Source organism: Pseudolysinimonas kribbensis (assembly GCF_039531715.1).
GTDB classification, from domain to species: Bacteria; Actinomycetota; Actinomycetes; order Actinomycetales; family Microbacteriaceae; genus Pseudolysinimonas; species Pseudolysinimonas kribbensis.
The window spans coordinates 1-20,518 of the sequence record NZ_BAAAQO010000006.1 but is presented as its reverse complement, the minus strand read 5'-3'; the positions used below and the strand labels follow the sequence as shown (position 1 = coordinate 20,518).

General features: G+C 71.3%; 24 protein-coding genes. 12 read left to right on the top strand and 12 right to left on the bottom strand.

Annotation, left to right across the window (positions count from 1 at the left end; translation table 11 throughout):
• Window positions 1–52 precede the first annotated feature (52 nt).
• From ABD285_RS16840 to ABD285_RS16820, 5 genes are all read left to right on the top strand, one after another.
• Window positions 53–1,315, top strand: coding sequence for a M20/M25/M40 family metallo-hydrolase (locus ABD285_RS16840; RefSeq protein WP_344203709.1), 1,263 nt, complete (start codon window positions 53–55; stop codon window positions 1,313–1,315).
• Entirely contained in the window at window positions 1,312–2,070 is a 759-nt protein-coding gene (locus ABD285_RS16835) for a FadR/GntR family transcriptional regulator (RefSeq protein WP_284252260.1), read from the top strand. The genes ABD285_RS16840 and ABD285_RS16835 overlap by 4 nt, the downstream gene beginning before the upstream one ends.
• 9 nt (window positions 2,071–2,079) lie before the next feature.
• Window positions 2,080–2,889 carry an alpha/beta fold hydrolase gene (locus ABD285_RS16830; protein ID WP_344203707.1) on the top strand — a complete coding sequence of 270 codons (810 nt, stop codon included), beginning with the start codon at window positions 2,080–2,082 and terminating at the stop codon, window positions 2,887–2,889.
• On the top strand, window positions 2,886–4,352 hold the full coding sequence (locus ABD285_RS16825; RefSeq protein WP_344203703.1) for an APC family permease: 1,467 nt from the start codon (window positions 2,886–2,888) through the stop codon (window positions 4,350–4,352). The genes ABD285_RS16830 and ABD285_RS16825 overlap by 4 nt, the downstream gene beginning before the upstream one ends.
• Before the next feature lie 73 nt (window positions 4,353–4,425).
• A complete protein-coding gene (locus tag ABD285_RS16820; protein ID WP_344203701.1) occupies window positions 4,426–4,905 on the top strand; it encodes a nitroreductase family deazaflavin-dependent oxidoreductase in 480 nt (159 codons plus the stop codon).
• On the opposite strand, the gene ABD285_RS16815 is transcribed toward ABD285_RS16820, so the two are convergent.
• Window positions 4,900–5,529, bottom strand: a complete 630-nt coding sequence (locus ABD285_RS16815; protein WP_284252253.1) for an NAD(P)H-hydrate epimerase — start codon at window positions 5,527–5,529, stop codon at window positions 4,900–4,902. The two genes, ABD285_RS16820 and ABD285_RS16815, sit on opposite strands and share 6 nt — an antisense overlap.
• 29 nt (window positions 5,530–5,558) lie before the next feature.
• Between ABD285_RS16815 and ABD285_RS16810 the strand changes: the two genes are divergently transcribed.
• A complete protein-coding gene (locus ABD285_RS16810; protein WP_344203699.1) occupies window positions 5,559–6,194 on the top strand; it encodes an FMN-dependent NADH-azoreductase in 636 nt (211 codons plus the stop codon).
• Here ABD285_RS16810 and ABD285_RS16805 read toward each other — a convergent pair.
• Window positions 6,191–6,478 (bottom strand): GNAT family N-acetyltransferase, encoded by a 288-nt coding sequence (locus ABD285_RS16805; protein WP_284252247.1) that lies wholly within the window; start codon window positions 6,476–6,478, stop codon window positions 6,191–6,193. The two genes, ABD285_RS16810 and ABD285_RS16805, sit on opposite strands and share 4 nt — an antisense overlap.
• A gap of 54 nt (window positions 6,479–6,532) precedes the next feature.
• Here ABD285_RS16805 and ABD285_RS16800 point away from each other — a divergent pair, with 54 nt between their 5' ends.
• On the top strand, window positions 6,533–7,042 hold the full coding sequence (locus tag ABD285_RS16800) for a glutathione peroxidase (RefSeq protein WP_344203697.1): 510 nt from the start codon (window positions 6,533–6,535) through the stop codon (window positions 7,040–7,042).
• Here the strand turns inward: ABD285_RS16800 and ABD285_RS16795 are convergent.
• Genes ABD285_RS16795 through ABD285_RS16785 form a run of 3 tightly spaced genes read right to left on the bottom strand, consistent with a single transcriptional unit; the run spans window position 7,039 to window position 8,738 of the window.
• Window positions 7,039–7,410 carry an RNA-binding S4 domain-containing protein gene (locus ABD285_RS16795; protein WP_344203694.1) on the bottom strand — a complete coding sequence of 124 codons (372 nt, stop codon included), beginning with the start codon at window positions 7,408–7,410 and terminating at the stop codon, window positions 7,039–7,041. The genes ABD285_RS16800 and ABD285_RS16795 overlap by 4 nt on opposite strands.
• Window positions 7,403–7,702, bottom strand: coding sequence for a protealysin inhibitor emfourin (locus ABD285_RS16790; RefSeq protein ID WP_344203692.1), 300 nt, complete (start codon window positions 7,700–7,702; stop codon window positions 7,403–7,405). The genes ABD285_RS16795 and ABD285_RS16790 overlap by 8 nt, the downstream gene beginning before the upstream one ends.
• Window positions 7,683–8,738 (bottom strand): M4 family metallopeptidase, encoded by a 1,056-nt coding sequence (locus tag ABD285_RS16785; protein WP_344203690.1) that lies wholly within the window; start codon window positions 8,736–8,738, stop codon window positions 7,683–7,685. Before ABD285_RS16785 ends, ABD285_RS16790 begins: the two co-directional genes overlap by 20 nt.
• Before the next feature lie 64 nt (window positions 8,739–8,802).
• Between ABD285_RS16785 and ABD285_RS16780 the strand changes: the two genes are divergently transcribed.
• Window positions 8,803–9,282: an NUDIX hydrolase gene (locus ABD285_RS16780; RefSeq protein WP_284252243.1), complete on the top strand. Its 480-nt coding sequence runs from the start codon at window positions 8,803–8,805 to the stop codon at window positions 9,280–9,282.
• On the opposite strand, the gene ABD285_RS16775 is transcribed toward ABD285_RS16780, so the two are convergent.
• The 5 genes from ABD285_RS16775 to ABD285_RS16755 form a co-directional block, all read right to left on the bottom strand.
• The gene (locus ABD285_RS16775; protein WP_344203688.1) at window positions 9,279–9,731 is read right to left on the bottom strand and encodes a hypothetical protein; all 453 of its coding nucleotides are present in this window, start codon (window positions 9,729–9,731) and stop codon (window positions 9,279–9,281) included. The two genes, ABD285_RS16780 and ABD285_RS16775, sit on opposite strands and share 4 nt — an antisense overlap.
• Window positions 9,732–9,776: 45 nt before the next feature.
• The gene (locus ABD285_RS16770; protein ID WP_284252240.1) at window positions 9,777–9,992 is read right to left on the bottom strand and encodes a hypothetical protein; all 216 of its coding nucleotides are present in this window, start codon (window positions 9,990–9,992) and stop codon (window positions 9,777–9,779) included.
• A gap of 98 nt (window positions 9,993–10,090) precedes the next feature.
• Window positions 10,091–11,152: a glycosyltransferase family protein gene (locus tag ABD285_RS16765; RefSeq protein WP_344203685.1), complete on the bottom strand. Its 1,062-nt coding sequence runs from the start codon at window positions 11,150–11,152 to the stop codon at window positions 10,091–10,093.
• Window positions 11,149–12,294, bottom strand: a complete 1,146-nt coding sequence (gene glf / locus ABD285_RS16760) for a UDP-galactopyranose mutase (RefSeq protein WP_344203683.1) — start codon at window positions 12,292–12,294, stop codon at window positions 11,149–11,151. The genes ABD285_RS16765 and glf overlap by 4 nt, the downstream gene beginning before the upstream one ends.
• Window positions 12,295–12,360: 66 nt before the next feature.
• Window positions 12,361–12,810, bottom strand: coding sequence for an FAD synthase family protein (locus ABD285_RS16755; RefSeq protein ID WP_284252235.1), 450 nt, complete (start codon window positions 12,808–12,810; stop codon window positions 12,361–12,363).
• 161 nt (window positions 12,811–12,971) lie between these two features.
• Here ABD285_RS16755 and ABD285_RS16750 point away from each other — a divergent pair, with 161 nt between their 5' ends.
• Entirely contained in the window at window positions 12,972–13,571 is a 600-nt protein-coding gene (locus ABD285_RS16750; protein ID WP_284252233.1) for an arsenate reductase/protein-tyrosine-phosphatase family protein, read from the top strand.
• Window positions 13,572–13,578: 7 nt separating this feature from the next.
• Here the strand turns inward: ABD285_RS16750 and ABD285_RS16745 are convergent, their stop codons facing one another.
• Window positions 13,579–14,487, bottom strand: a complete 909-nt coding sequence (locus ABD285_RS16745) for a glycosyltransferase family 2 protein (RefSeq protein ID WP_284252231.1) — start codon at window positions 14,485–14,487, stop codon at window positions 13,579–13,581.
• Window positions 14,484–15,467 carry a glycosyltransferase family protein gene (locus ABD285_RS16740; RefSeq protein ID WP_284252229.1) on the bottom strand — a complete coding sequence of 328 codons (984 nt, stop codon included), beginning with the start codon at window positions 15,465–15,467 and terminating at the stop codon, window positions 14,484–14,486. Before ABD285_RS16740 ends, ABD285_RS16745 begins: the two co-directional genes overlap by 4 nt.
• A gap of 126 nt (window positions 15,468–15,593) precedes the next feature.
• Here ABD285_RS16740 and ABD285_RS16735 point away from each other — a divergent pair, with 126 nt between their 5' ends.
• The 3 genes from ABD285_RS16735 to ABD285_RS16725 all read left to right on the top strand — a co-directional run.
• A complete protein-coding gene (locus tag ABD285_RS16735) occupies window positions 15,594–16,556 on the top strand; it encodes a glycosyltransferase family 2 protein (RefSeq protein WP_344203680.1) in 963 nt (320 codons plus the stop codon).
• Window positions 16,557–16,873: 317 nt separating this feature from the next.
• The gene (locus ABD285_RS16730) at window positions 16,874–17,287 is read left to right on the top strand and encodes a hypothetical protein (RefSeq protein WP_284252223.1); all 414 of its coding nucleotides are present in this window, start codon (window positions 16,874–16,876) and stop codon (window positions 17,285–17,287) included.
• Window positions 17,284–20,518, top strand: a 3,235-nt coding sequence (locus tag ABD285_RS16725; protein WP_344203678.1) for a PKD domain-containing protein, incomplete at its 3' end; no start/stop codon positions are given. The genes ABD285_RS16730 and ABD285_RS16725, both read left to right, overlap by 4 nt.

Sequence of the window (20,518 nt, the reverse complement as noted above, 5' to 3'; positions counted from 1 at the left end):
GCTACCGTCTGGGAAAACAAACAAAGAATGTTTGTTTAACGGAAAGGCGCCGATGTCCCGCTCCTCCCTGGACGCCACGGTGGACGAGCTGCTCCCGCGCGCGCTCGAGGTGCTCCAGCGGCTGGTCGCGGAGCCGAGCACGGTCGGGCAGGAGCAGGGCGCCGAGGAGGTACTCGCCTCGGAGCTCGAGGCCATCGGGTTCGCGGTCGAGCGCCTCGCGATCCCGGAGTCCATCGGCGAGGATCCGCTGGCCGGGGTTCCGAGCGCCTCGTACGCGGGACGGTACGACGTGATCGGTCATCGCGGCGTCGGGGGAGGCCGCAGCCTGCTCATCAACGGTCACATCGACGTGGTGCCGGCGGACGAGAGCGGTCCCTGGAGCTCGCCGCCGTTCGCGCCCCGCGTCGTCGATGGCTGGCTTCGCGGCCGGGGTGCCGCCGACATGAAGGGCGGCTTCGCCGCGGGTCTGCTCGCGCTCTGGGCGCTCGACCAGGCGGAGCCGGGCTGGCTGGGCGACGGGCGTCTCTCCTGGGTCGCCGCCATCGAGGAGGAGTACACCGGCAACGGCACCCTCGCGGCGGCGCGCGCGGGCGTGCTCGCCGAGGCCGCGATCCTGCTCGAACCCACGGAGCTGGACGTGCTGCTGGCCGGCATCGGCATCATCTGGATCGAGATCGAGATCGCCGGTCGGGCGGCGCACGTCGAGGCGGCCGGCGGCGCGGTCAATCCGATCCTCGGCATCCAGCGCGTGATCGACGCCTTGCAGGGGTTCGAGCGCGAACTCGACGCGGCGCATGCGCAGGACCCCGACCCGGCCTTCGCCCCCATCGCCCACCCGTACAACGTCAGCGTCGGCACCGTGGCCGCCGGGGACTGGATTTCGAGCGTGCCGCCGGTGGCGCGCCTGGGGGTGCGGGTCGGGTATCCGCGAGCATGGACGAGCGACGACGCCTTCGACCGCGTGCGGGAGGCGGTGCTGACGGCGACCGCGGCCGATCCGTGGCTCGCCGAGCACCCGCCCGTGTTCCGCCTGAACGGGTTCCGCGCCGAGGGCTACGCGCAGGATCCGGACACCCCTATCGTCCGCGCGATCGAGGCGGCGCACCGCGAGGTGCATGGCGCCGCACCGGCGCTCGTGAGCATGGGCTCCACGACCGACGCCCGGTTCTACGTGAACCGCTTCGGCGTGCCGGCCGCCGCCTACGGCCCGCGAACCCGCAACATGCACGGCACCGACGAGGCGGTCGAGATCGCGAGCATCGCCGACTGCGCGCGGGTCGTCGCGCGCGTCCTGCGCGACTGGTACGCGGCATGAGCCGCGCGAGCGCGGTGAGCCAGGATGCCGCGGGCGGCGCCCTGCGCCCCTTCGTCGCGGAGACCGCGGCCGCCCGTATCGCCGACCGGTTCGTGACGGCGATCGCTCTGGGCCACTTCATCGTGGGGCAGAAGCTCCCGTCGATCGCAGAGCTCGCCGGGATGCTCGAGGTGAGCCCGACCACCGTGCGGGAGGCGCTGACCCGACTCTCGGCGCTCGGCTACCTCAAGATCACGCGGGGTCGCAACGGCGGCGCCACCGTCGTGTCGCAGTGGGGTCCGGCCTCCGATTCGATGGTCCGGCGTGCGCTGGAGCCGGAGTGGGCGCAGCTGGAGGTCACACTCGATTTCCGCTCGCTCATCGACCAGCAGATCGCCCGCACCGCCGCCGAGCGCCGCACACCCCAGGACGTGGAGCGGATCCGGGCGGGAGTCCAGGCGTACGTCGATGCCGAGGGCGACCGCGAGGCGTCGCGGCTCGCCGACCTCACCTTCCACCGAGCCGTCGCGGCGGCCGCCGGCAATCCGCAGCTGGCCGAGCTCAGCCTCCGACTGCGGCACGAGGTCAGCCTCGGGTTCGAGGCCGAGCCCTACAACCCCGATGTCCGGGCCAAGGCCGTCACCCAGCATGCCGACATCGCCCAGGCCGTGATCGAGGGGCGCGGCGAAGACGCGGCCCGCCTCATGGCCGTTCACGCGCTGCTCACCACCGACACCCTCCGCGAACTGCACCACCGAACCCACTCCGAGAGCTAGGAGATCCCCATGCCCTTCCTCCACGCCAACGACATCGACATCCGGTACGAGGTCGAGGGCGACGGCGCCGAGACCGTCGTGCTCATCAACGGCCTCGCCGACGAGCTCGAGACCTGGGCGTACCAGACCCCCGCGCTGCTCGAGAAGGGATTCCGGGTGGTCACGATCGACAACCGCGGCATCGGGCGCACGTCAAAGCCGGCCGGCCCGTACAGCGCCGAGCAGCTGGCCGACGACGCGCACGCGGTCGTCGAGAACCTCGGCCTCGGGTCGTACCACCTCATGGGCGTCTCGATGGGCGGGATGATCGCCCAGAGCTATGCGCTCTCCTACGGCGCCGAACTCCGCAGTCTCACCCTCGCCTGCACCTACGCCGCGCCCGGACCCTTCTGCTCCCGGATGTTCGCGATGTGGGCCGACACGGCCAGCGTGATGGGCGTGCCGCAGGTCATGCGCGACGTGACGCTCTGGGCGTTCACCCTCGACTTCTTCCGCGAGCGCGGCGACGAGCTCGCGGAGTTCGAGACCGCCATGCGCTACATGGACCAGCCGGTGCCGGCCTACCTGGCACAGCTGGCCGTGATCCAGAACTTCGACGAGAGCGCCCGACTCGGTGAGCTCGCGAAGATCCCCACCCTGGTGCTCGCGGGCGAGGAGGACATCCTCATCCCCACCCGGCTCTCCCGCGAGCTCGCCGAGCTGATCCCCGGCGCGACCTTCCGCACCACCCCAGGCGGCCACGGCTGCATCTGGGAGCACCCCGACGATTTCAACTCCGAGTTCGTCGGATTCCTGCTCGAGAACGGAAACCACGAATGACCGCAACCGTCCCTGCGGGCGAGACACTGGCGCCGCGCAAGAAGCTGGGCCTGCTCGGTGTCATGCTGCCGGGCCTGGCGCAGATCGCGCCCGCCTTCAACCTGTTCTTCACGACCGGCGTCATCGCCTCCCTGGCGGGGGCCTCGGTGCCGCTGGTCTTCCTGATCTCGACCGTGGGGTTCCTCGCCACCGGCCTGAGCCTGGCCCAGTTCTCGAGCGTCTACCCGAGCTCGGGGTCGTTCGTGACCTACATCAGCCGCACCTTCGGGGCGGCCGTCGGCACGGCGACCGGTGTGATCACCGTGCTCGGCTACATCATCACCTTCTCGGGCATCTACATCTTCGTCGGCGACTACATCGTCACGAACGTGTTCGGAGTGACCGGGCCGCACGTGGGGCTGACGATCATCACGACGATCGTCTACGGCGCGATCGTGGTCATCCCGGTGATCCTGGGCCTCCAGTTCGGCGTGCGGGTGACGATCGTGCTGTACCTCATCGAGATCGTGGTGCTGCTGGTCATCAGCCTGTCCGTCCTCTTCCAGGGGGGCACGCACGGGATCAGCGGCGCGGCGTTCGCCTGGCCGACCGGCACGGAGGCGTCGAACATCTTCCTGTCGTTCAGCCTCGCGGTGGTCGCCTTCGGCGGCTTCGAGGCGTCCGCCCCGCTCGCCGAGGAGACCTCCAATCCGCGCCGGAACGTGCCCATCGCGCTCGTCGGCTCGGTGCTCATCAGCGGGCTGATCTACGTACTGGGCTCGTGGGCGGTCGTCGCGGCCTTCGGCAATGACGGATCCAGGCTCGCGAAGGACGGCAACCCGTTCGCGACCGCCGGCGCGCTCTTCCTGCACGTGGGCGGTGCGTTCATGGTGCCGTTCCTCGCGGCCATCTTCCTGGTCAGCGTCACGAGCTCGTACATCGCCGCGAACACCCAGACGTCCCGCGTGCTGTTCGCCGGAGCGCGCGGCGGCATCTGGCCGCGTCCCCTGGCGAAGTCCAGCGCACGGTTCAAGACCCCGTGGGCCGCCGCCATCGCGTTCGTCGCGCCCAGCATCCTGATCGGGGTGCTGTCGACGATCGTGACCGACCCGGGAACGACGGTCGGATTCCTCTCGACCTTCGGCATCTTCGGCGTCGTCATCATGTACACCGTCACCAATGTGGCGCTGTTCGTGCAGTTCTTCCGGTTCCGGGCGCGCGGCATCCGGAAGAACCCCTTCCTCTGGCTGGTGGTTCCGGTGATCGGCGTGGCGGTGCTCGCCATCCCGATCTGGGGCAACCTCCGGCCCGGTCAGGGCGGCGCCTTCGACTGGCTGCCGCTGTGGTCGCTCGGCCTCATCGCGGCCGGCGTCGTGTACACGATCGTGCTCGCCGTGACCCGGCCGAAGGCGCTCGCGGCGGCCCCGGCGCTGCTCGAGGGCGCGGAGTCGGTCGAGACCGATCCGGTGCCGCCGACGGCGTAACCGAGGCCGGATCCGCCCGGGCGGGCCCTCCGACCACGTGATCGGAGCGGCCCGCCCGGGGCAGAATCGTGCCGTGCTGCCCCGCATCTTCCGCCGCCCCGTCGCCTGGTTCTCCCGCACGCGTCTCTTCCGCCGCGTCGGCCCGGCCATCATGCCGCCGCTCGAGCGGATGATGACGCGGCTCACCGGCGGCCGGGTGCCGCTCAGCGGCCTGCTGCTGCCCTCCCTCGTACTGCACACCATCGGTGCGAAGAGCGGGCAGGAGCGCGACACGACCCTCATGTACTGCCCGGAGCCCGACGGCCGGATGCTGGTCACCGGCAGCAACTTCGCGCGCGGCTCGCACCCCGCCTGGACGGCCAACCTCCTGAGGAATCCGGATGCCGCCGTGAGCGTGCTCGGCCGGCGGATCCCGGTGCACGCCGTGCCGATCGGCGACGACGAGCGCGAGGCCGTGTGGCGCGAGCTCGAGGAGCACTGGCCCGGATATCGCGGCTACGAGCGGGCGTCGGGGCGCGTGCTGCGCATCTTCCGCCTCACCCCTGTCTCATGAAGCGGGCGTGAACCGCGACAGGTCGAGCCCGATGTCGACGAGCACGACGCGTCCCGCGTACCCGGCACCGGGCTCGCGCAGAAGCCCCGGCTTCAGCGCCCCGAACGTCACGGTCACGGCGGCGCGCAGCACGGCCGGGTCGGGCACGTCGCCCGTGTCCGGGTCGACGCCGCTCGGCAGGTCGACGGCGACCACGGTCGGGGCGAGCGGGCGCAGCGCCTCCACGACGTCGCGGGCGGACCCGCGCAGCGCGGGGCACCCGGCGCTGCCGGTGCCGAGGATGCCGTCGACGACGACTGCGCCGTGCGCGAGCCCGAGCGCCTCCACCGGGTCATGCCGGGTGGCACCCGCGGCGAGGGCCGCATCCAGCCCGGCGGTGTGGACGCGATCGCCGAGGACGACGATGCGCGTCGTGCGCCCTTCGGCGACGAGCGATGCGGCCGCGAACAGCGCGTCGCCGCCGTTGTTGCCGGAGCCGGCCAGCACGAGGAGGGGTCCTGCGAGCCGGCGCAACTCCGTCGCCAGCCCGGCGGCGGCCCGGGCCATGAGGGGCACGCCCGCGTCGAGCAGCGGCCGCTCCGCGGCGCGGATGTCGGCGGCGCGATAGGCGGGAGCGGAATCCACGGGTCCAGTCCAGCACTACCGTTGACACGATGCCCACCCTCCTGCGCCTCGATTCCTCCGCGAGCGGCGACCGCTCCCGCTCCCGCGCCGTCACCGCGGCCTTCACGGAGGCGTGGTCGGCCCTGGGGCCCGACCACCACCTCGTCGCCCGCGACCTGCACGCCGACCCGCCGCCGCATCTGCCGTCGTCGGCCCTGCATTGGCCGGCAGGCGAGATGCCGGGGGAGCGCCCCGCGGGGTGGGAGGCCGGACAGCGGCGCTACATCGGCGAGCTGCTCGCCGCCGACGTGCTCCTGATCGCCGTGCCCATGTACAACTACTCGATGCCGTCGACGCTCAAGGCCTGGGTGGACCACGTGCACGTGCCGGGCGTCACGGCCGGGTTCGCCCCCGGCGAGCTTCCGCTGCGCGGCCGACCCGTCGTGCTGGTGTCGAGCCGCGGCGCCGCGTACGGCCCGGCCGACAATCCGGCGGACTGGGACCACGGCACCGCCGCGCTCGAGGTCGTCTTCGGCGCCTCGATGGGGATGACGCCGCATCGCATCGTGGCCCAGCTCACGCTCGCGCCCGACCTCGAGGTGCTCGCCGATCGGCGGGACGAGGCGGTGGCATCGCTCGAGGCCGCGATCCTCCGGGCGCGCGAGCTGGCGATCGAGCTGGGTTAGCGCGCGGCGAGCAGCCCCGCGCGCTCCGGATGCCGGTCGAACCACTCGGCGACGAACCAGCAGGTCGGGGTGATCGGACCGCGGCCCGCGGCCTGCACGTCGTTCACGGCGTGCTCGACGAGCTTCGCGGCGAAGCCCCTGCCGCGGAACTTCGGGATCGTGACGGTGTGGTGGAACACGAGCGAGGAGCCGTGGTCCTGGTACTCGAGGAAGCTGACCGGTTCGCCGCCCACGAGCATCGTGTAGCGGTGCGCCCTCTCGTCGTGCACGAACTCGGTGGTCATGGCCTCAGGCTACGTCCAGCGCCGCGGCGGTCGCCGGGCTTAGCATGCAAAATCATGGGGAACGTCGAGGCGATCAGGGACATCCGGCTCACGACCATCGACGGGGGGAGCACGACGCTCGGCGACTACGCCGACAAGGTCGTGCTCGTCGTCAACGTCGCGTCGAAGTGCGGGCTGACCCCGCAGTACGAGCAGCTGGAGCAGCTGCAGAAGGACTACGAGGCGCGCGGGTTCACGGTGCTCGGGTTCCCGTGCAACCAGTTCCTCGGCCAGGAGCCGGGCTCGACCGACGAGATCAAGGAGTTCTGCTCCACCACCTACGGGGTGACCTTCCCGCTCATGGACAAGATCCGGGTCAACGGCCGCCACAAGCACCCGCTCTACGCCGAGCTCACCCAGGTGGAGGCGGCCGACGGCAAGGCGGGCCGGATCCAGTGGAACTTCGAGAAGTTCGTCATCACCCCGGGTGGCGAGATCACGCGCTTCCGTCCGAGCACCAAGCCCGACGACCCGGCGGTCGTCGCCGCGATCGAAGCGGGGCTGGGCGAGGCGGCCGCGGCCTAGTCCCGACCCAGCAGCCGCTCGATGTCGCGGCGGTCGCGCTTCGTCGGGCGTCCCGCGCCGCGGTCGCGCACCCCGAGGAACAGCCGCTCCTCGGGCGGCGGGGGCGGGGGGCTGTGGTCCTCGTAGGCCGCCTGCGCGATCGGCGCGCCGACGCGCTTCTGCAGGGCGGCATCCCGCACGACGACCACGCGCGGTGACCCGCCCTCCACGGCGAAGCGGACCTCGTCGCCGGGGGAGACGTGCTGGGCCGGCTTCGCCCGGTCGCCGTTGATGCGCACGTGACCGGCCTTGCACAGCGTGGTCGCCGCCGAGCGGGTCTTCACGAGCCGCACGGCCCACAACCAGGAGTCCACGCGCGCGTCAGACATCGCTGGACCCGTCGCGCTGCACCCGGTCCACGAGCTCGCGCCAGGGCCCCGTGAGCTCGCGGTCCGGCACGGACGCGCGGTGGTGGCGTCGCGCCACGCGGGCCTCGATCCGCCAGGTGAAGCGGTCGCGGCTCTCGCGATCCGCGGCGACCTGACCCCAGGGGCACGCCTCGACCAGCGCGACCCAGTCGTCGTCGGGATCGGGCCGCTCGATCGCCCAGCGCCGGCTGATGCCCGTGAACCCGCCCGAGCGGACGACCACGATGCTCAGCTCAGCTCGCGCCGCCGCCATCGATCGCCACTCCCACTCCCGACCAGCCGGCGCGGACCGCGTCGGCCTCGGCCGATCCCTCACCGTAGCGCTTGGTCGCGGCGGCGAGGGTGAGGGCGGCGAATCCGGCGAAGTCGGTCGTCGGCTTCATGCCCGCCAGCAGGGTGTCGTACCAGATCCGCCCCGCCTTCTCCCAGGCGTATCCGCCGATTCCGGTGGCCACGAGGTAGAACGCGTGGTTCGGGATCCCCGAGTTGGTGTGCACCCCGCCGTCGTCGTCCTCCGTCTCGACGTAGCCCGCCATGGTCGCCGGCTGCGGATCCTTGCCGAGCACCGGATCGTCGTACGCCGTCCCCGGCGCCTTCATCGACCGCAGCGCCACGCCCTTCACCCGCGCCGTGAACAACCCCTGCCCGATCAGCCAGGTCGCCTGGGCCGCCGTCTGCTTGTGCGAGTACTGCAGCACGAGCGAGCCGAAGACGTCGGAGATCGACTCGTTGAGCGCGCCCGCCTGGTCCTTGTAGACGAGCCCGGCCGTGTACTGCGTCACGCCGTGGGTCAGCTCGTGACCGATGACGTCGACCGAGACGGTGAACCGGCCGAACACCTGTCCGTCGCCGTCGCCGAACACCATCCGCTCGCCGTTCCAGAACGCGTTGTCGTAGTCCTTCTCATAGTGCACGCTGCCGTCCAGCGGCAGGCCGCGCCCGTCGATCGAGTTGCGGTCGTAGACGTCGGCGTAGAGCTCGAAGGTCGCTCCGAGCCCGTCGTAGGCCTCGTTCACGGCGACGTCGTCGACGGCGGGATCCCCCTCGGCGCGCACCGTCGTGCCCGGGAGCGTGTCGGTGTGCTTCGCATCGGAGATGGTGCGTTCGGGGCCGGCACTGAGCTCCGCGACGAGCGAGCCGCCCTCGACGCTCAGCGACAGGCGCGCCGCACGGCGATCGTCGTCGTGGTCGAGCGTGCGGCGGGCCGCGAGCGCCGCCTCCTGCAGGTGCGGCTGGCCGGCCTGCGCCAGCCGGGTGAGCAGGTAGGGAGGGACGATGCCGGATGCCATGCTCCCGACCCTAGGCACATGCTCCGACGTCGAGCACCAGCCCTGCACACCTAGGCTGAATCTCATGGCGCGCGCCCAGCACGATCCGACGCAGCGTCGGCCACGGGGGCCGGAGGACGTCTGGGTCGAGGGTGCGCACGGCCGCTTCTGGGGGCTGTACGGCGCGGCGGGACTGCTGCTGCGGCATCCGGATGCCGGCGTGCTGCTGCAGCTGCGCGCCGAGTGGAGCCACCTCGGCGGCACGTGGGGCATCCCGGGCGGGGCACGCAAGGCGGGCGAGACGCCGCAACAGGCGGCCGTGCGCGAGGCCGACGAGGAGGCAGGCGTACCGCCGGAACTCGTCCACGTGCTCGGCAGCTCGATCTTCGACGTCGGCTACTGGTCGTACACGACGGTGCTCGCCCACGCCCGCGAGCTCTTCGAGCCGTTCGTCGGCGACGCCGAGAGCGCCGAACTGCGCTGGGTGCCGATGGACGAGGTCGCGCGGCTGCCGCTGCATCCGGGGTTCGGAGCCAGCTGGCCCGAGCTGCGGGAGCGGATCTAGGCCGAGACGGTGTCGCGCAGCGACGCCTTCCAGGCGACGAGCCGGCGCACAGTCGCGGACGGGTCGTCGGCGAGCTCGCTCATCGCGTCCTCGGGTGCGTAGTAGTTGATCGCGACGAACGCGCGCACCGCCTCCGTCTCGTCGTGCGCGAGCTCGCGCAGCAGATCGCACGACACGGTCTCGTTGCGCGCCAGCCAGCCACGCACCTCGGCGTCGGGGTCGTGCGCGAGCGTCGCGGCGACGTCATCCGGCAGGTGATAGCTGGAGGCGGCGCTGGCCCGGATCTTCGGGTTCGCGTCGGAGGCGAGCGCCCGCAGGCGGCGGATCTTCGAGTCGGTCACCGGGGGAGCCGGATGCTGCGCCGCGACCTCTTCGGGCGTCAGCATCGACGGGGCGAGCGCGGCCAGCTGCGCGCGCTGCGCCGGGGTGTTGAAGCGGATGCACGACATGTCGGCAGGTTACCGAAGACCGCCGATGCCGCCCGGCAGACGCGCTCAGACCGCGGTCGATGCGACGCGTGGCGTCGGTGAATCGAACAACCCGAACTGGGCCCGCCGCAACTGGCGGCGGTGCTCGCGCTCCTGCAGGCGCGCGTCGGTGATGATCGCGATGTCCGGCACCTCTGCCTCGGCCGGGGCGACGAACCAGGCGCGGTAGGCCAGGGCGCGGTAGGCCATCGCGCGGGCGCGGGCCGCCTTCGACCGGCTCATCGGATTTCCCCCCTACGGCCGATCCCGCCGGATCGTCCGCGTTCAGTGTAGGCCCGGTGGGGATCCGTGGCGGGATGCCGATGACACCAGATCGGGTGTCAGGGCCGCGACCCGAGCGGAAGCCCCGAGAGCTCGTCGACGACCCGCCGCCAGTAGCAGTCGTTCCAGAGCGCAGAGCGATCCATCGCCTCCCGGGCGGCACGTCCCCGCCGTTCTCGCGCTGCCGGGTCGGCCAGGTCGCGGCGAACGGCTGCGCTCAACGCGTCGCGGGAGCCGGGCTCGACGAAGGCGACCTCGTCGTCCGTGAAGTAGGCGTCGAGCCCGCCGGTGCGTGTCGCGACCACCGGGGTCCCCGCCGCGGCCGCCTCGAGGAGGGTGGTGATCCCGCTGGCGTGCGCGTTCTCCCGGGCCGCGAGCAGCACCAGGGCCGAGGTCGCGTAGAGCTCGCGCAGCTCGGCCAGCCCGGACGTGGCCACCGCGACGTCGGTGCCGCGCACGTGCACCGGCGCCTTGCTCGCGACGCGGACGTCGACGACACCGGCATCTTCGACGGCGTGTGCGAAGACGTCCCAGTCCCGCGCGGCGTCGTTGCCCACCCCGAGCACCTGCGGGCTGCCGGGCCGGCGGTCGTCCGAGGCGAACGCCCGGGAGATTCCGAACGGCAGGTAGCGGTGGACGGCCGCCGGCGCGATCGCCCTGCCGAGCTCGACGTTCGGCTCGGCGTTGGCGATCAGGAGGTCGACGCGACGGATCAGACGGCGTACCAGTCGTCGGCGCAGAACCGGGAGGGATGCGAAGCGATGGAAGATCCAGATCGTCTGCCCGGCGAGGATCGGGCCGCCGTGCCGGGGCAGGACGGCTGCGACCGCGAGGTACTCGACCTCGGTATGGCAGTAGACCGCATCGGCCCGGGACAACGCGCGACGGTTGACGAGCGCGCGGAGCAGGTCGAATCCCAGCCGTCCGTGCAGGAATCGGCCGATCCGCCGGAGGCCCCGCGGCACCCGCCGTGCCGCGATCTCGAACGTCCAGCCCTCCGGCGCGTGCTCGATCCCGTAGGGCAGTCGATCGGGCACCAGGCCGCGGCGCCAGCGATCGGCGTAGTCGTCCGGGTCGAGTCCCGAGTCCAGGAAGAAGACCACGCGCCGGTGCTGGGTCATCGGTCGCCTTCGAGAAAGGTTGATGCCGCGACCAGGGCGGAGGCGATCGCCATGTGCATGTCGAGGTACTGGTAGCTCCCGAGCCGGCCGCCGAACACGACATCCGGCAGCTCGGCGACCCGTTGCCGGTATCGCTGCAGGACCTCGCGGTCGCCGTTCCCGGCGACCGGATAATACGGCTCGTCGATCGGCTCGGCCCAGCGCGAGAACTCGCGGGCGATGACGGTCCGCCCTCCCGCGTGCTCGCGCTCGGGATGGAAGTGGCGGAACTCGATGATGCGGGTGAACGGCACATCGGCGTCGGCGTAATTCATCACCGAGGTGCCTTGGAAGTCGTCCGTGTCGAGCGTCTCCACCTCGAAGTCGAGGGTGCGCCACGACAGGCGGCCGTCGTCGTACCCGAAATACCTGTCCACGGGACCGCTGTAGAACACCGGGATCCGGCCGAGGGCGGCATCCCGGGAGAAGGGAGATCCGGGGTCGAGGAAGTCGACGCCGAGATGGACGTCGATGCGCGGATGGTCCGCCATCCGTTCGAACCAGGGGGTGTATCCGTCGACCGGCAGGCCCTCGTGCGTGTCGTTGAAGTAGCGGTTGTCGTAGGTGTACCGCACCGGGAGGCGCGAGATGATCGACGCCGGCAGCTCCCGCGGGTCGGTCTGCCACTGCTTGGCGGTGTATCCGCGGATGAAGGCGTCGTAGAGCGGACGGCCGATGAGCGAGATGCCTTTGGCATCCAGGGACTCCGGGTCGGCACTCGCATCGCCGGTCTGGGACGCGATCAACTCCCGTGCCTGGGCGGGACCGAAGGAGCTCCGGAAGAACTGGTTGATCGTTCCGAGGTTGATGGGCAGGGGGAAGACCTCGCCGCGGTGCGTCGTGTACACCCGGTGCACATAGTCGGTGAACCCGGTGAAGCGGCGGACGTAGTCCCACACACGCTCGTTCGAGGTGTGGAACAGATGCGCTCCGTAGCGGTGGATCTCGATGCCGGTCCCGGGATCGCGCTCGCTGTATGCGTTGCCCCCGATGTGCGATCGGCGCTCGACGATGTCGACGTGCAAGCCGCGCTCGGCCAGACGTTCGGCGACGGTCAGTCCGTACAGACCCGCCCCGACCACGAGGACGTCGCCTCGGGACATGCGGTGCCCACTCTCGATCGAACGCGTGGACGGTCGTGACGCTCGGCCGTCATGCTAGCAAGCGCCTCAGACCGGGAGCGAGCCGGAGGTGCGCTCCTCGCCTTCGAGCGCGGTCAGGGCGCGCCGCAGGGCCGTGCTCGACGTGCTCACCGTGTAGGGGAAGTAGACGACCTCGACGCCCACCTCGGCGAACTGCCGTTCCAGGCGCAGGCCCTTCTCCGTGCCGCGCCAGTCGTCGCCCTTGAAGAAGACGTCGAAACGCAGCTCGCGCCAGACATCCATCTTCTCCGGAACGGACTCGACGACGGCGTCGTCGACGTAGCGGATACCCCGCACGATCTCCAGGCGCTCCGCCAGCGGGACGATCGGCGTGACGCCCTTGGTGCGCTCGAGCATCTCGTCGGAGACCACGCCGGCGATGAGGCGATCGCACGCGCTCCTCGCGTGGCGGAGGATGTTGAGGTGGCCGATGTGGAACAGGTCGAATGCTCCTGCGGCGTAGCCGATACGAGTCATCGGGCAGTCTTTCGTCGGCGAGCGGGGGGACGCGTCGAGGTGGGGCCGTGAGGGCCCCTCGAGTGCGAACTCTATCTCGTCGCCGAACCGTGCGCTAGGCTCGCCCGGATCATGCCCCCCGCCCCCGAGGAGGAGCGCTGACCAGGCTCGCACACGCCACCGTGCTGATCGTCTGCACCGCCAACGTCTGCCGGTCGCCGCACGCGGAATTCGTCATGGAGCGGATCCTGCGCGGCTCCTCGGCGTTCGACTCGGTGCGGGTCGGAAGCGCCGGACTGCGCGCCGTGCCCCGAGGTCGCATCTGCGAGCTGGTCGCGCGGCATGACGGGGCCGACCCGGCGTGGGCCCAGTTCGACGCCGAGCACCTCTCACTGCGCACCCGGACCGCCCGCATCGAGCAGGCGAGGATCGTCCTCACCGCATCGCGCTCCAATCGTGCCGCGGTCGCGACGCTGTCGCCCGAGGCCCGATCGAGGATCTTCACGCTGCGAGAGGCGCTGTGGCTCGGCGGGGACTTCCGGCGGGACCCGTCCCTCTCGGGAGAGGAGGCGGTCGCCGCGTTCGCCCGGCACCTCGACGCCCGTCGCGGCGCCGGCACCCCGCCCCGGGAGCGCCGGTTGCCCTTCCTGCCGATCCGCGACCCGCTGAGCATCGCGGATGGGCACACACGCGGGCGGCGCGAGCATGCCCTGACCATCCGGCAGGTGCACGAGGTGGCGGAGTCCGTCGCCCGTCTGCTGGTGTCGACAGCCCCGGTGTGACCTGCACTCAGCGACGCGCGTACTCTTCGTAACCCCGACCCAGGGCTCCCGCCACGAACCCGGCACCGCGGTACATCGCGCGCGTGCCCGTCGACCGCCAACGCAGCGAGCGGAAGAGGACTCCCAGGAGCCAGCGCGCACCGCCCGCCGCCACGCGCAACAGGCCTCCGGCGATGGACGCGGCGCGCGCCCGGATGCGACCGGCGCGACCGGTGGCGAGGACCGCCGCGAGTCGCGCCGACGTCGTGCCGTTGCGGTAGGCACGCATCAGGATCCAGTGGCGATCGACGCGTTGCGGCAGCACATCCTCGACGACGACGGCGTCCTGCGCCCAGCGGATGACGTACCCCGATCGGGAGAACTGCAGCGTGAAGAGGCTGTCCTCGCCCCCCGTGGTCCCGAAGCGGGGATCGAACCGCACGCCGCTGGCGCGGACGGCCGCCATGCGCAGCAGCAGGTTGTTGGTCGCGGCCTGCGGCATCACCTGCCGATCGATCCGGGTGGGGCGCACGAAGGCGCCGACCGCGGTCAGCCAGGGATCGATCGGGGTGGGCAGGGCGGTCACCACCCTCCCGGCCACGGCATCGGCGCCGCATTCGTCGAGGACCCGGAGCAGCGCGGGGAGCCATCCCGGCGTCGGCCGTTCGTCGTCGTCGATGAACACGAGGAGATCGGCCCCCGCGGCTTCGTCGAGAGCGCGGTTGCGCGCGGCGCTCAGACCGGGCTCCGGCTCGAGGACATAGCGCACCGCGCGGGCGACCGGGGCCGCCGATCCGTCGGGGTCGTTGTCGACGACGAGGATCTCGCCGTCGACGTCGGCGAGCTCGCCGAGGGCGTCGGCGACCTCGCCGATCGCGCGGGCGAGCCGCTCGGGCCGCCGGTAGGTGGCGATCGCGACCGTCAGGCGACGGGTCATGGTGTCGACGGCTCCCCGTCCGCATCGGGGACCGCGCTCGCGCCCCCGCGTCGCAGGCGGACCGCGCGAGCGTACGCCTGCGCATGCCGCTCTCCGGTCCGCTCCCATCCCCGACGCGACAGGTCGGGGTGCGGCGCGCGCGGTCGGGAGACCTCGTCGAGGGCGGCGTCGAGCGCAGCGGTGTCGAGCTCGCCGTCGTACATGCTGATCCATCCCGGACCGACCTCCGTCGCCAGTGCCTCGTTGGCATCGTTGCGCGGAACGAGGACGGGACGGTCGAGCGAGAGTGCGGCGAGAACGCTGCCCGAGTTGTGCATGAACCGGTACGGCAGCGCGACCAGGCTGCCCTCGGTCATCGCGGCGACGAAGTCGGCGTCGTCGAGGAACTCGAGGCGGAGCACGACGCGCGGATCCTCCGCCGCGAGCCCGCGGATCTCGTCGGCGAGCTCGTCCGAGGTCGGGTTCCCCGACACGGCGAGGCTCACCCCATCGCCCCGCAGTCCCCGGAAGGACGTGATCAACGTCTCCACGCCCTTGTAGCGGCGGATCAGCCCGACGAAGGCGAGGCGCCCGGGGATCGGCGAGCGACGGGTGATCCCCGCGAACCACGGCCGGTAGTCGCCATGCAGGATCGTGACCGTGGGCAGCCCGGGCGGCAGCTCGGTCGTCTCGCCGATGAGGATCCGGAGGTCGGTCCGGAGATCGACCGCGGAGAGCAGCCAACGCTGCAGAGGGGTCAGCCCGGTCGGCGGCTGGAGGTTGTGCACCGTGCGGACGACCGCCGTCCGGGACACGCGCAGCCGGAGGATCAGCGCGACGAACAGCCACCTCTTCGCCAGGCGCCGCAGCGGGCTGCGCGCGTTGAAGAGGGTCTCGGGCCAATGGAAGTGGATCGCGTCGTATCGACCCGCGAGGGCGCGGCGCCATCCGAAGCGATGGTGCTCGATTCCCTCGGTGGCGGCCAGCGCCCGATCCAGCATGATGATGTAGGGATTGGTCGTGGGCCGAGGAGGCGGAAACGATTGGAGGATGCGCAAGGGTCTCACGGAGCCTCTCCCGGCGGTCGAACGGCGCCCGGCACCGACGGCGCCGAGCGGTCAAGAGTAGTGCCCGAGTCCACCGGCGCAGAAGCCGCGGGGCGTCGTGCCGTCGTGGTGGTCAACTACGGATCGCACGATCTGGTCGAACGCAACCTGTCATCGACCCTGACCGGGCTGCCGGATGTTCTCGGCGTCGTCGTCGACAACCGGACCTCGGAGGCCGAGAGCGAGGCGATGAGCGACGTCGGGCGCCGGCACGGCTGGGTCGTCGTGCCATCGCCGATCAACGTCGGCTTCGGCGCGGGCGTCGCTCTCGGCGTCGCGGCCGCGAGGGCCGCGGGCGCCACGGAGTTCCTGATCCTGAATCCGGACGCGCACCTGGACCCTGCTGCCGTCGTGAAGCTCCTCGCCCGGGTGCGCGAGAAGCCGATGGAACTGGTGGCGCCCCTCGTCGTGCGACCCGACGGGACGAGCTTCGCCGAGCTCCAGGACCTCTACCTCGCGGACGGCCGGATGCGGGCGTCCCGGGTGCGTCCGGCGTTCATCCCCGAGGCGGACGTGGTGCGGTGGGTCAGCGGGGCGTGCTTCGCGATCTCCTCGCGACTCTGGGATGCCTCCGGCGGCTTCGACCATGACTACTTCCTGTACTGGGAGGACGTCGACCTCTGTTGGCGCGTGTGGGCGGCCGGGGGAGTGGTCCGTGTCGACGAGGGTCTGACCGCCGTGCACGACGAGGGGGCGACCCACGCGAGCGGCGGCCCGGTGGGGGCCAAGTCGCCGATCTACTACTACTTCAACATCCGGAACCGCCTGATCTTCGCGCGCAAGCACCTCGACCGGGTGTCGATCCGTCGATGGCGACGGGGCGCGCCACGCATGGCGCTTCTCGTCCTGCTCCAAGGAGGCCGGCGGCAGTTCCGCTCGCCCCGCCGCACCATCGCGCCGGCGCTGCGGGCGGTCCGCGATGGGCTGCGGGGGACAACCGGGGTCCCCCGGAAGGGGGGCGCGACGCCGAAGTCCATTCACTAGTATGTGCGCAGCGAGTGTGTCCCCCGACCCGCATCGCCGCCGTCCTGTTATACCCCCCGATACACAGGATTCCCGTGAACACGTCCCCCCGCGTGCGAAACCGAGTTGGTTCCGTCCACCCCCGGACCGCAGCCGCGCTCCGAGCGGCATTCCGCGCGCGTCTCCCACGGCCGTCGCTCCTCCTGCTGTCCTTCGTCGTCGCTGCCACGGCCCTGACCGCGTGCGTCCCCGCGACACCCCAGCCGGCGACCACCCTGCCGACCCATAGCGTCAAGAAGCCGGTCCCCGCTCCGAGCGGCGGCACCGTCGACCAGCAGGTGGCATCGCCGACGCCGGAGCCGACGGTGGGCGCGCGGGCGGGTGCCGCCGCGAAGGTCGGCGGCGGGGTCTCGATCCGCATCGCGAGCGTCACCGCCATCAAGGTCACGGCGAAGACGCCGGGCGAGATCGACGGAGCCGCCGTCGTCGTCAAGGTGGAGGTCGACAACGCGGGCACCGCGACCGCCAGCGTCGACTCGGCGTACGTGAACGTCGTCGCCTCGGACGGGACCTTCGCCGTGGCGACGACCGCCGGCAAGGGCGTGCCCTTTCACGGCGTGGTCGCACCGGGCGCCACGGCGACCGGTTCCTACGTCTTCATGCTGTCCCATCCCCAGGGCCGTCAGGTCACCGTGACGGTCAGTCACGCTGCCGGAACGCCGGTCGCCCAATTCACCGAAACCGTGTCATGAGCATCGGAGCCACGATGAACGCCATCTCAGCAGCAACGACGCGGATCCTCGCGGTCACGGCCGTGGCCGCACTCACGGCCGTCGGCCTCACCGTCCTTTCGGTGCAGTCGGCGCATGCCGACCCGCTCCCGTCTCCGGCCAACATCCAGCAGCGCGACGGCAACCTCGTCACGGCGGACGCCCTCCCCACCGTGCAGATCGACTCGGGCTACGTCTGGGCGCAGACCATGATCGGCAGCACCGTGTACGCGGCCGGCAGTTTCTCGAACGCCCGGCAGGCCGGAGCCGCTCCGGGCTCCGGCACGCTGACGCCGCGGAGCAACGTCCTCGCGTACGACATCACCACCGGAAACCTGACCGCCTGGGCGCCCGCCGTGAACGGCGTGGTCAAGTCGATCGCCGCGTCGCCCGACGGCAGCCGGATCTACCTCGGCGGGTCGTTCAACCAGGTCAACGGCCAGACGCGCTACACGGTCGCCGCCGTCGATGCGACGACCGGTCAGCTGGTCGCCGGATTCAACCCGTCCGTCGGCGGCTCGGGCGTGTATGCCATGGTGGCGACCGCCAACACGCTGTACGTGGGCGGTCTGTTCACCCAGGCCAACGGGGTCGCGCGCCAGAACCTGGCGGCCTTCTCGACCGCGAACGGCGCCCTCCTCGGCTGGGCGCCGACGACGGACCTGCAGACCGACGCCATGGTCATGGACCCGACCAACACCAAGCTCATCATCGGCGGCCGGTTCGGCGGCGTGAACGGCGTCGCGCAGCGCGGCCTGGCCGCGCTCGACCTCACGGACGGCTCGATCCTCCCGTGGGCGGCTCCCGCCACCGTCATCAACGGGGCCAGCTCCGGCCCGAACGCCGGTCAAGCGGGAATCTTCGGACTGACCGCCGACTCGGGCGCCGTCTACGGCACCGGGTGGGTCACCGCCAACGTCGCGACCGGCAATCTCGAGGGGGTGTTCTCGGCCGAAGCAGGGTCGGGCGACATCCGCTGGGTCGCCGACTGCCACGGCGACGAGTACGGCGTCTACTCGACGGGGTCCGTCGTCTACACGACGAGCCACACCCACCAGTGCGACACCGTGGGTCTCGCCCCGGAGCAGCCCACCCGCACCTACCGCTACATCCAGGCCTTCACGACATCCGTGGGCGGCATCCTGACCCGCTCGCCGAGTGTCAGCAGCATCTACCAGGACTGGAGCGGGACCCCGTCGCCGTCGCCGTACGCCTGGTACCCGGACTTCACGGTGGGCACCGCGAGCGGACTGGGTCAGGCCGGCCTGTCGATCACCGGCAACACGCAGTACATCTCGGTGGGCGGGGAATTCGGCTCGGTGAACAACCGCCAGTTCCAGGGCCTCGTGCGCTTCGCGATCCATCCGGCGGGGGGCGCGAAGATGGGTCCGCGTCTGGCCGCGCCGTCCTGGACGGGAACGGCCACCTCGAAATCCGCGGGCACGGTGCGGGTCAGCATCCCGGCCAACTGGGATCGCGACGATCTGCATGAGACCTACGCCCTCTACCGGGAAGGCACCGCCGCGCCCGTGGCCAGCACAGTCGCCGACTCGACGTGGTGGAACACCCCGAACGTGCAGTTGAAGGACACCGGTCTCACGCCGGGCTCCTCCCAGCAGTACCGGGTCGTGGCCACCGACGGCGACGGTAACAGCGAGGCGAGCGCGTGGATGCCCGTGACCGTGGCCTCCGGCACCCCCTCGGCGTACGCCGACCGCGTGCTCGACGACGGCGCGATCGTCTACTGGCGCCTCGGCGGTGACGCGAGCAACTGGGCCGGCGGTGCAGACGCCGTCGTGGGATCCGGCGTCACGACCACGACGCCGGGTGCCGTCAGCTCCGACGCCGGCGACCCGGCATCCCGGCTGAGCGGCTCCAGCACGGGCACGGTGCGCACTCCCGCCACCGTCCCGTCGAGCACGACCACCTTCTCGGTCGAGACGTGGATCAAGACCACGACCCGGACGGGCGGCAAGATCATCGGCTACGGCAGTTCGGCGACCGGCAATTCGTCGAACTACGACCGGCACCTCTACATGCTCAACAACGGCCGAGTGACGTTCGGCATCTACGACGGGTCGACCCGCACGCTCACGAGCCCGACAGCTCTCAACGACGGCGCGTGGCACCAGCTGGTCGGCACCCTCTCACCGACGGACGGCCTCCGTCTCTACGTCGACGGAGCCCTGGTGGCGAGCGACCCCACGGCCAAGACCGCGCAGAGCTACAACGGCTACTGGCGGGTCGGCGGCGACAACCTGGGCGGATGGCCGAACCAGCCTTCGAGCACCTATTTCTCGGGCCAGGTCGACGAGGTGGCGGTCTACGGCACGACACTCCCTGCGTCGGCTGTCTCCGCGCAGTACGACCTGGCGGCGGGCATCGCGTCGCCGACCGCCGGGTTCACGGCGACTCCGACCGACCTCGCGATCGCGGTCGACGGGTCGCAGTCGGCAGCTCCGGCGGGCCGTACCCTGACGGGCTACGCCTGGGACTGGGGTGACGGAACCGCGGCCGGCAGCGGCGTCATGGCGACGCACACGTACGCGGCGGCCGGCACGTACCCGGTCACGCTGACCGTGACCGACAGCAGCGGTCGGACGGCGGTCGCGAGCAAGTCGGTCACGGTGACGGCACCCAACGTGGCGCCGACCGCGTCGTTCACATCGTCGGTGTCGGGGCTGACCGCCTCCGTCGATGCCTCGGCGTCCACCGACAGCGACGGCACGCTCACCTCCTACAGTTGGGACTGGGGTGACGGCACGGCGGTCGGATCGGGTAAGACGGCGAGCCACGCCTACGCGGCCGCGGGCGGCTACACGGTCACCCTGACCGTGACGGACAACGACAGTTCGACCGGCACGACGACCGGCACGGTCACGGTCGTGCACGGCGCGCCCACCGCATCCTTCACGACGACGCCCACCGGGCTGGATGTCGCGGTGGATGCCTCGGCCTCGACCGCGGCAGACGGCGCGAGCCTGAGTTACGCGTGGAACTGGGGTGATGGGACGGCGGCCGGGTCCGGCAAGACGGCCACCCACACCTACACCGCTCCGGGCGACCACACCATCACCCTGACCGTGACGGACAGTCTGAACAGCACGGCGACGAAGGCGGCGACGGTGACACTGTCCACCATCACGTTCGCGGCGCAGGATGATTTCGCTCGTTCGGTGTCGTCGGGCTGGGGTTCGGCGGATGTGGGTGGCG

Coding starts and splice junctions, on each gene's coding strand:
- ABD285_RS16840 (WP_344203709.1), top strand. CDS start 53: ATGTCCCGCTCCTCCCTGGACGCCACGGTGGACGAGCTGCTCCCGCGC.
- ABD285_RS16835 (WP_284252260.1), top strand. CDS start 1,312: ATGAGCCGCGCGAGCGCGGTGAGCCAGGATGCCGCGGGCGGCGCCCTG.
- ABD285_RS16830 (WP_344203707.1), top strand. CDS start 2,080: ATGCCCTTCCTCCACGCCAACGACATCGACATCCGGTACGAGGTCGAG.
- ABD285_RS16825 (WP_344203703.1), top strand. CDS start 2,886: ATGACCGCAACCGTCCCTGCGGGCGAGACACTGGCGCCGCGCAAGAAG.
- ABD285_RS16810 (WP_344203699.1), top strand. CDS start 5,559: ATGCCCACCCTCCTGCGCCTCGATTCCTCCGCGAGCGGCGACCGCTCC.
- ABD285_RS16805 (WP_284252247.1), bottom strand. CDS start 6,478: ATGACCACCGAGTTCGTGCACGACGAGAGGGCGCACCGCTACACGATG.
- ABD285_RS16800 (WP_344203697.1), top strand. CDS start 6,533: ATGGGGAACGTCGAGGCGATCAGGGACATCCGGCTCACGACCATCGAC.
- ABD285_RS16795 (WP_344203694.1), bottom strand. CDS start 7,410: ATGTCTGACGCGCGCGTGGACTCCTGGTTGTGGGCCGTGCGGCTCGTG.
- ABD285_RS16790 (WP_344203692.1), bottom strand. CDS start 7,702: ATGGCGGCGGCGCGAGCTGAGCTGAGCATCGTGGTCGTCCGCTCGGGC.
- ABD285_RS16785 (WP_344203690.1), bottom strand. CDS start 8,738: ATGGCATCCGGCATCGTCCCTCCCTACCTGCTCACCCGGCTGGCGCAG.
- ABD285_RS16780 (WP_284252243.1), top strand. CDS start 8,803: ATGGCGCGCGCCCAGCACGATCCGACGCAGCGTCGGCCACGGGGGCCG.
- ABD285_RS16775 (WP_344203688.1), bottom strand. CDS start 9,731: ATGTCGTGCATCCGCTTCAACACCCCGGCGCAGCGCGCGCAGCTGGCC.
- ABD285_RS16770 (WP_284252240.1), bottom strand. CDS start 9,992: ATGAGCCGGTCGAAGGCGGCCCGCGCCCGCGCGATGGCCTACCGCGCC.
- ABD285_RS16765 (WP_344203685.1), bottom strand. CDS start 11,152: ATGACCCAGCACCGGCGCGTGGTCTTCTTCCTGGACTCGGGACTCGAC.
- glf (WP_344203683.1), bottom strand. CDS start 12,294: ATGTCCCGAGGCGACGTCCTCGTGGTCGGGGCGGGTCTGTACGGACTG.
- ABD285_RS16755 (WP_284252235.1), bottom strand. CDS start 12,810: ATGACTCGTATCGGCTACGCCGCAGGAGCATTCGACCTGTTCCACATC.
- ABD285_RS16745 (WP_284252231.1), bottom strand. CDS start 14,487: ATGACCCGTCGCCTGACGGTCGCGATCGCCACCTACCGGCGGCCCGAG.
- ABD285_RS16740 (WP_284252229.1), bottom strand. CDS start 15,467: ATGCTGGATCGGGCGCTGGCCGCCACCGAGGGAATCGAGCACCATCGC.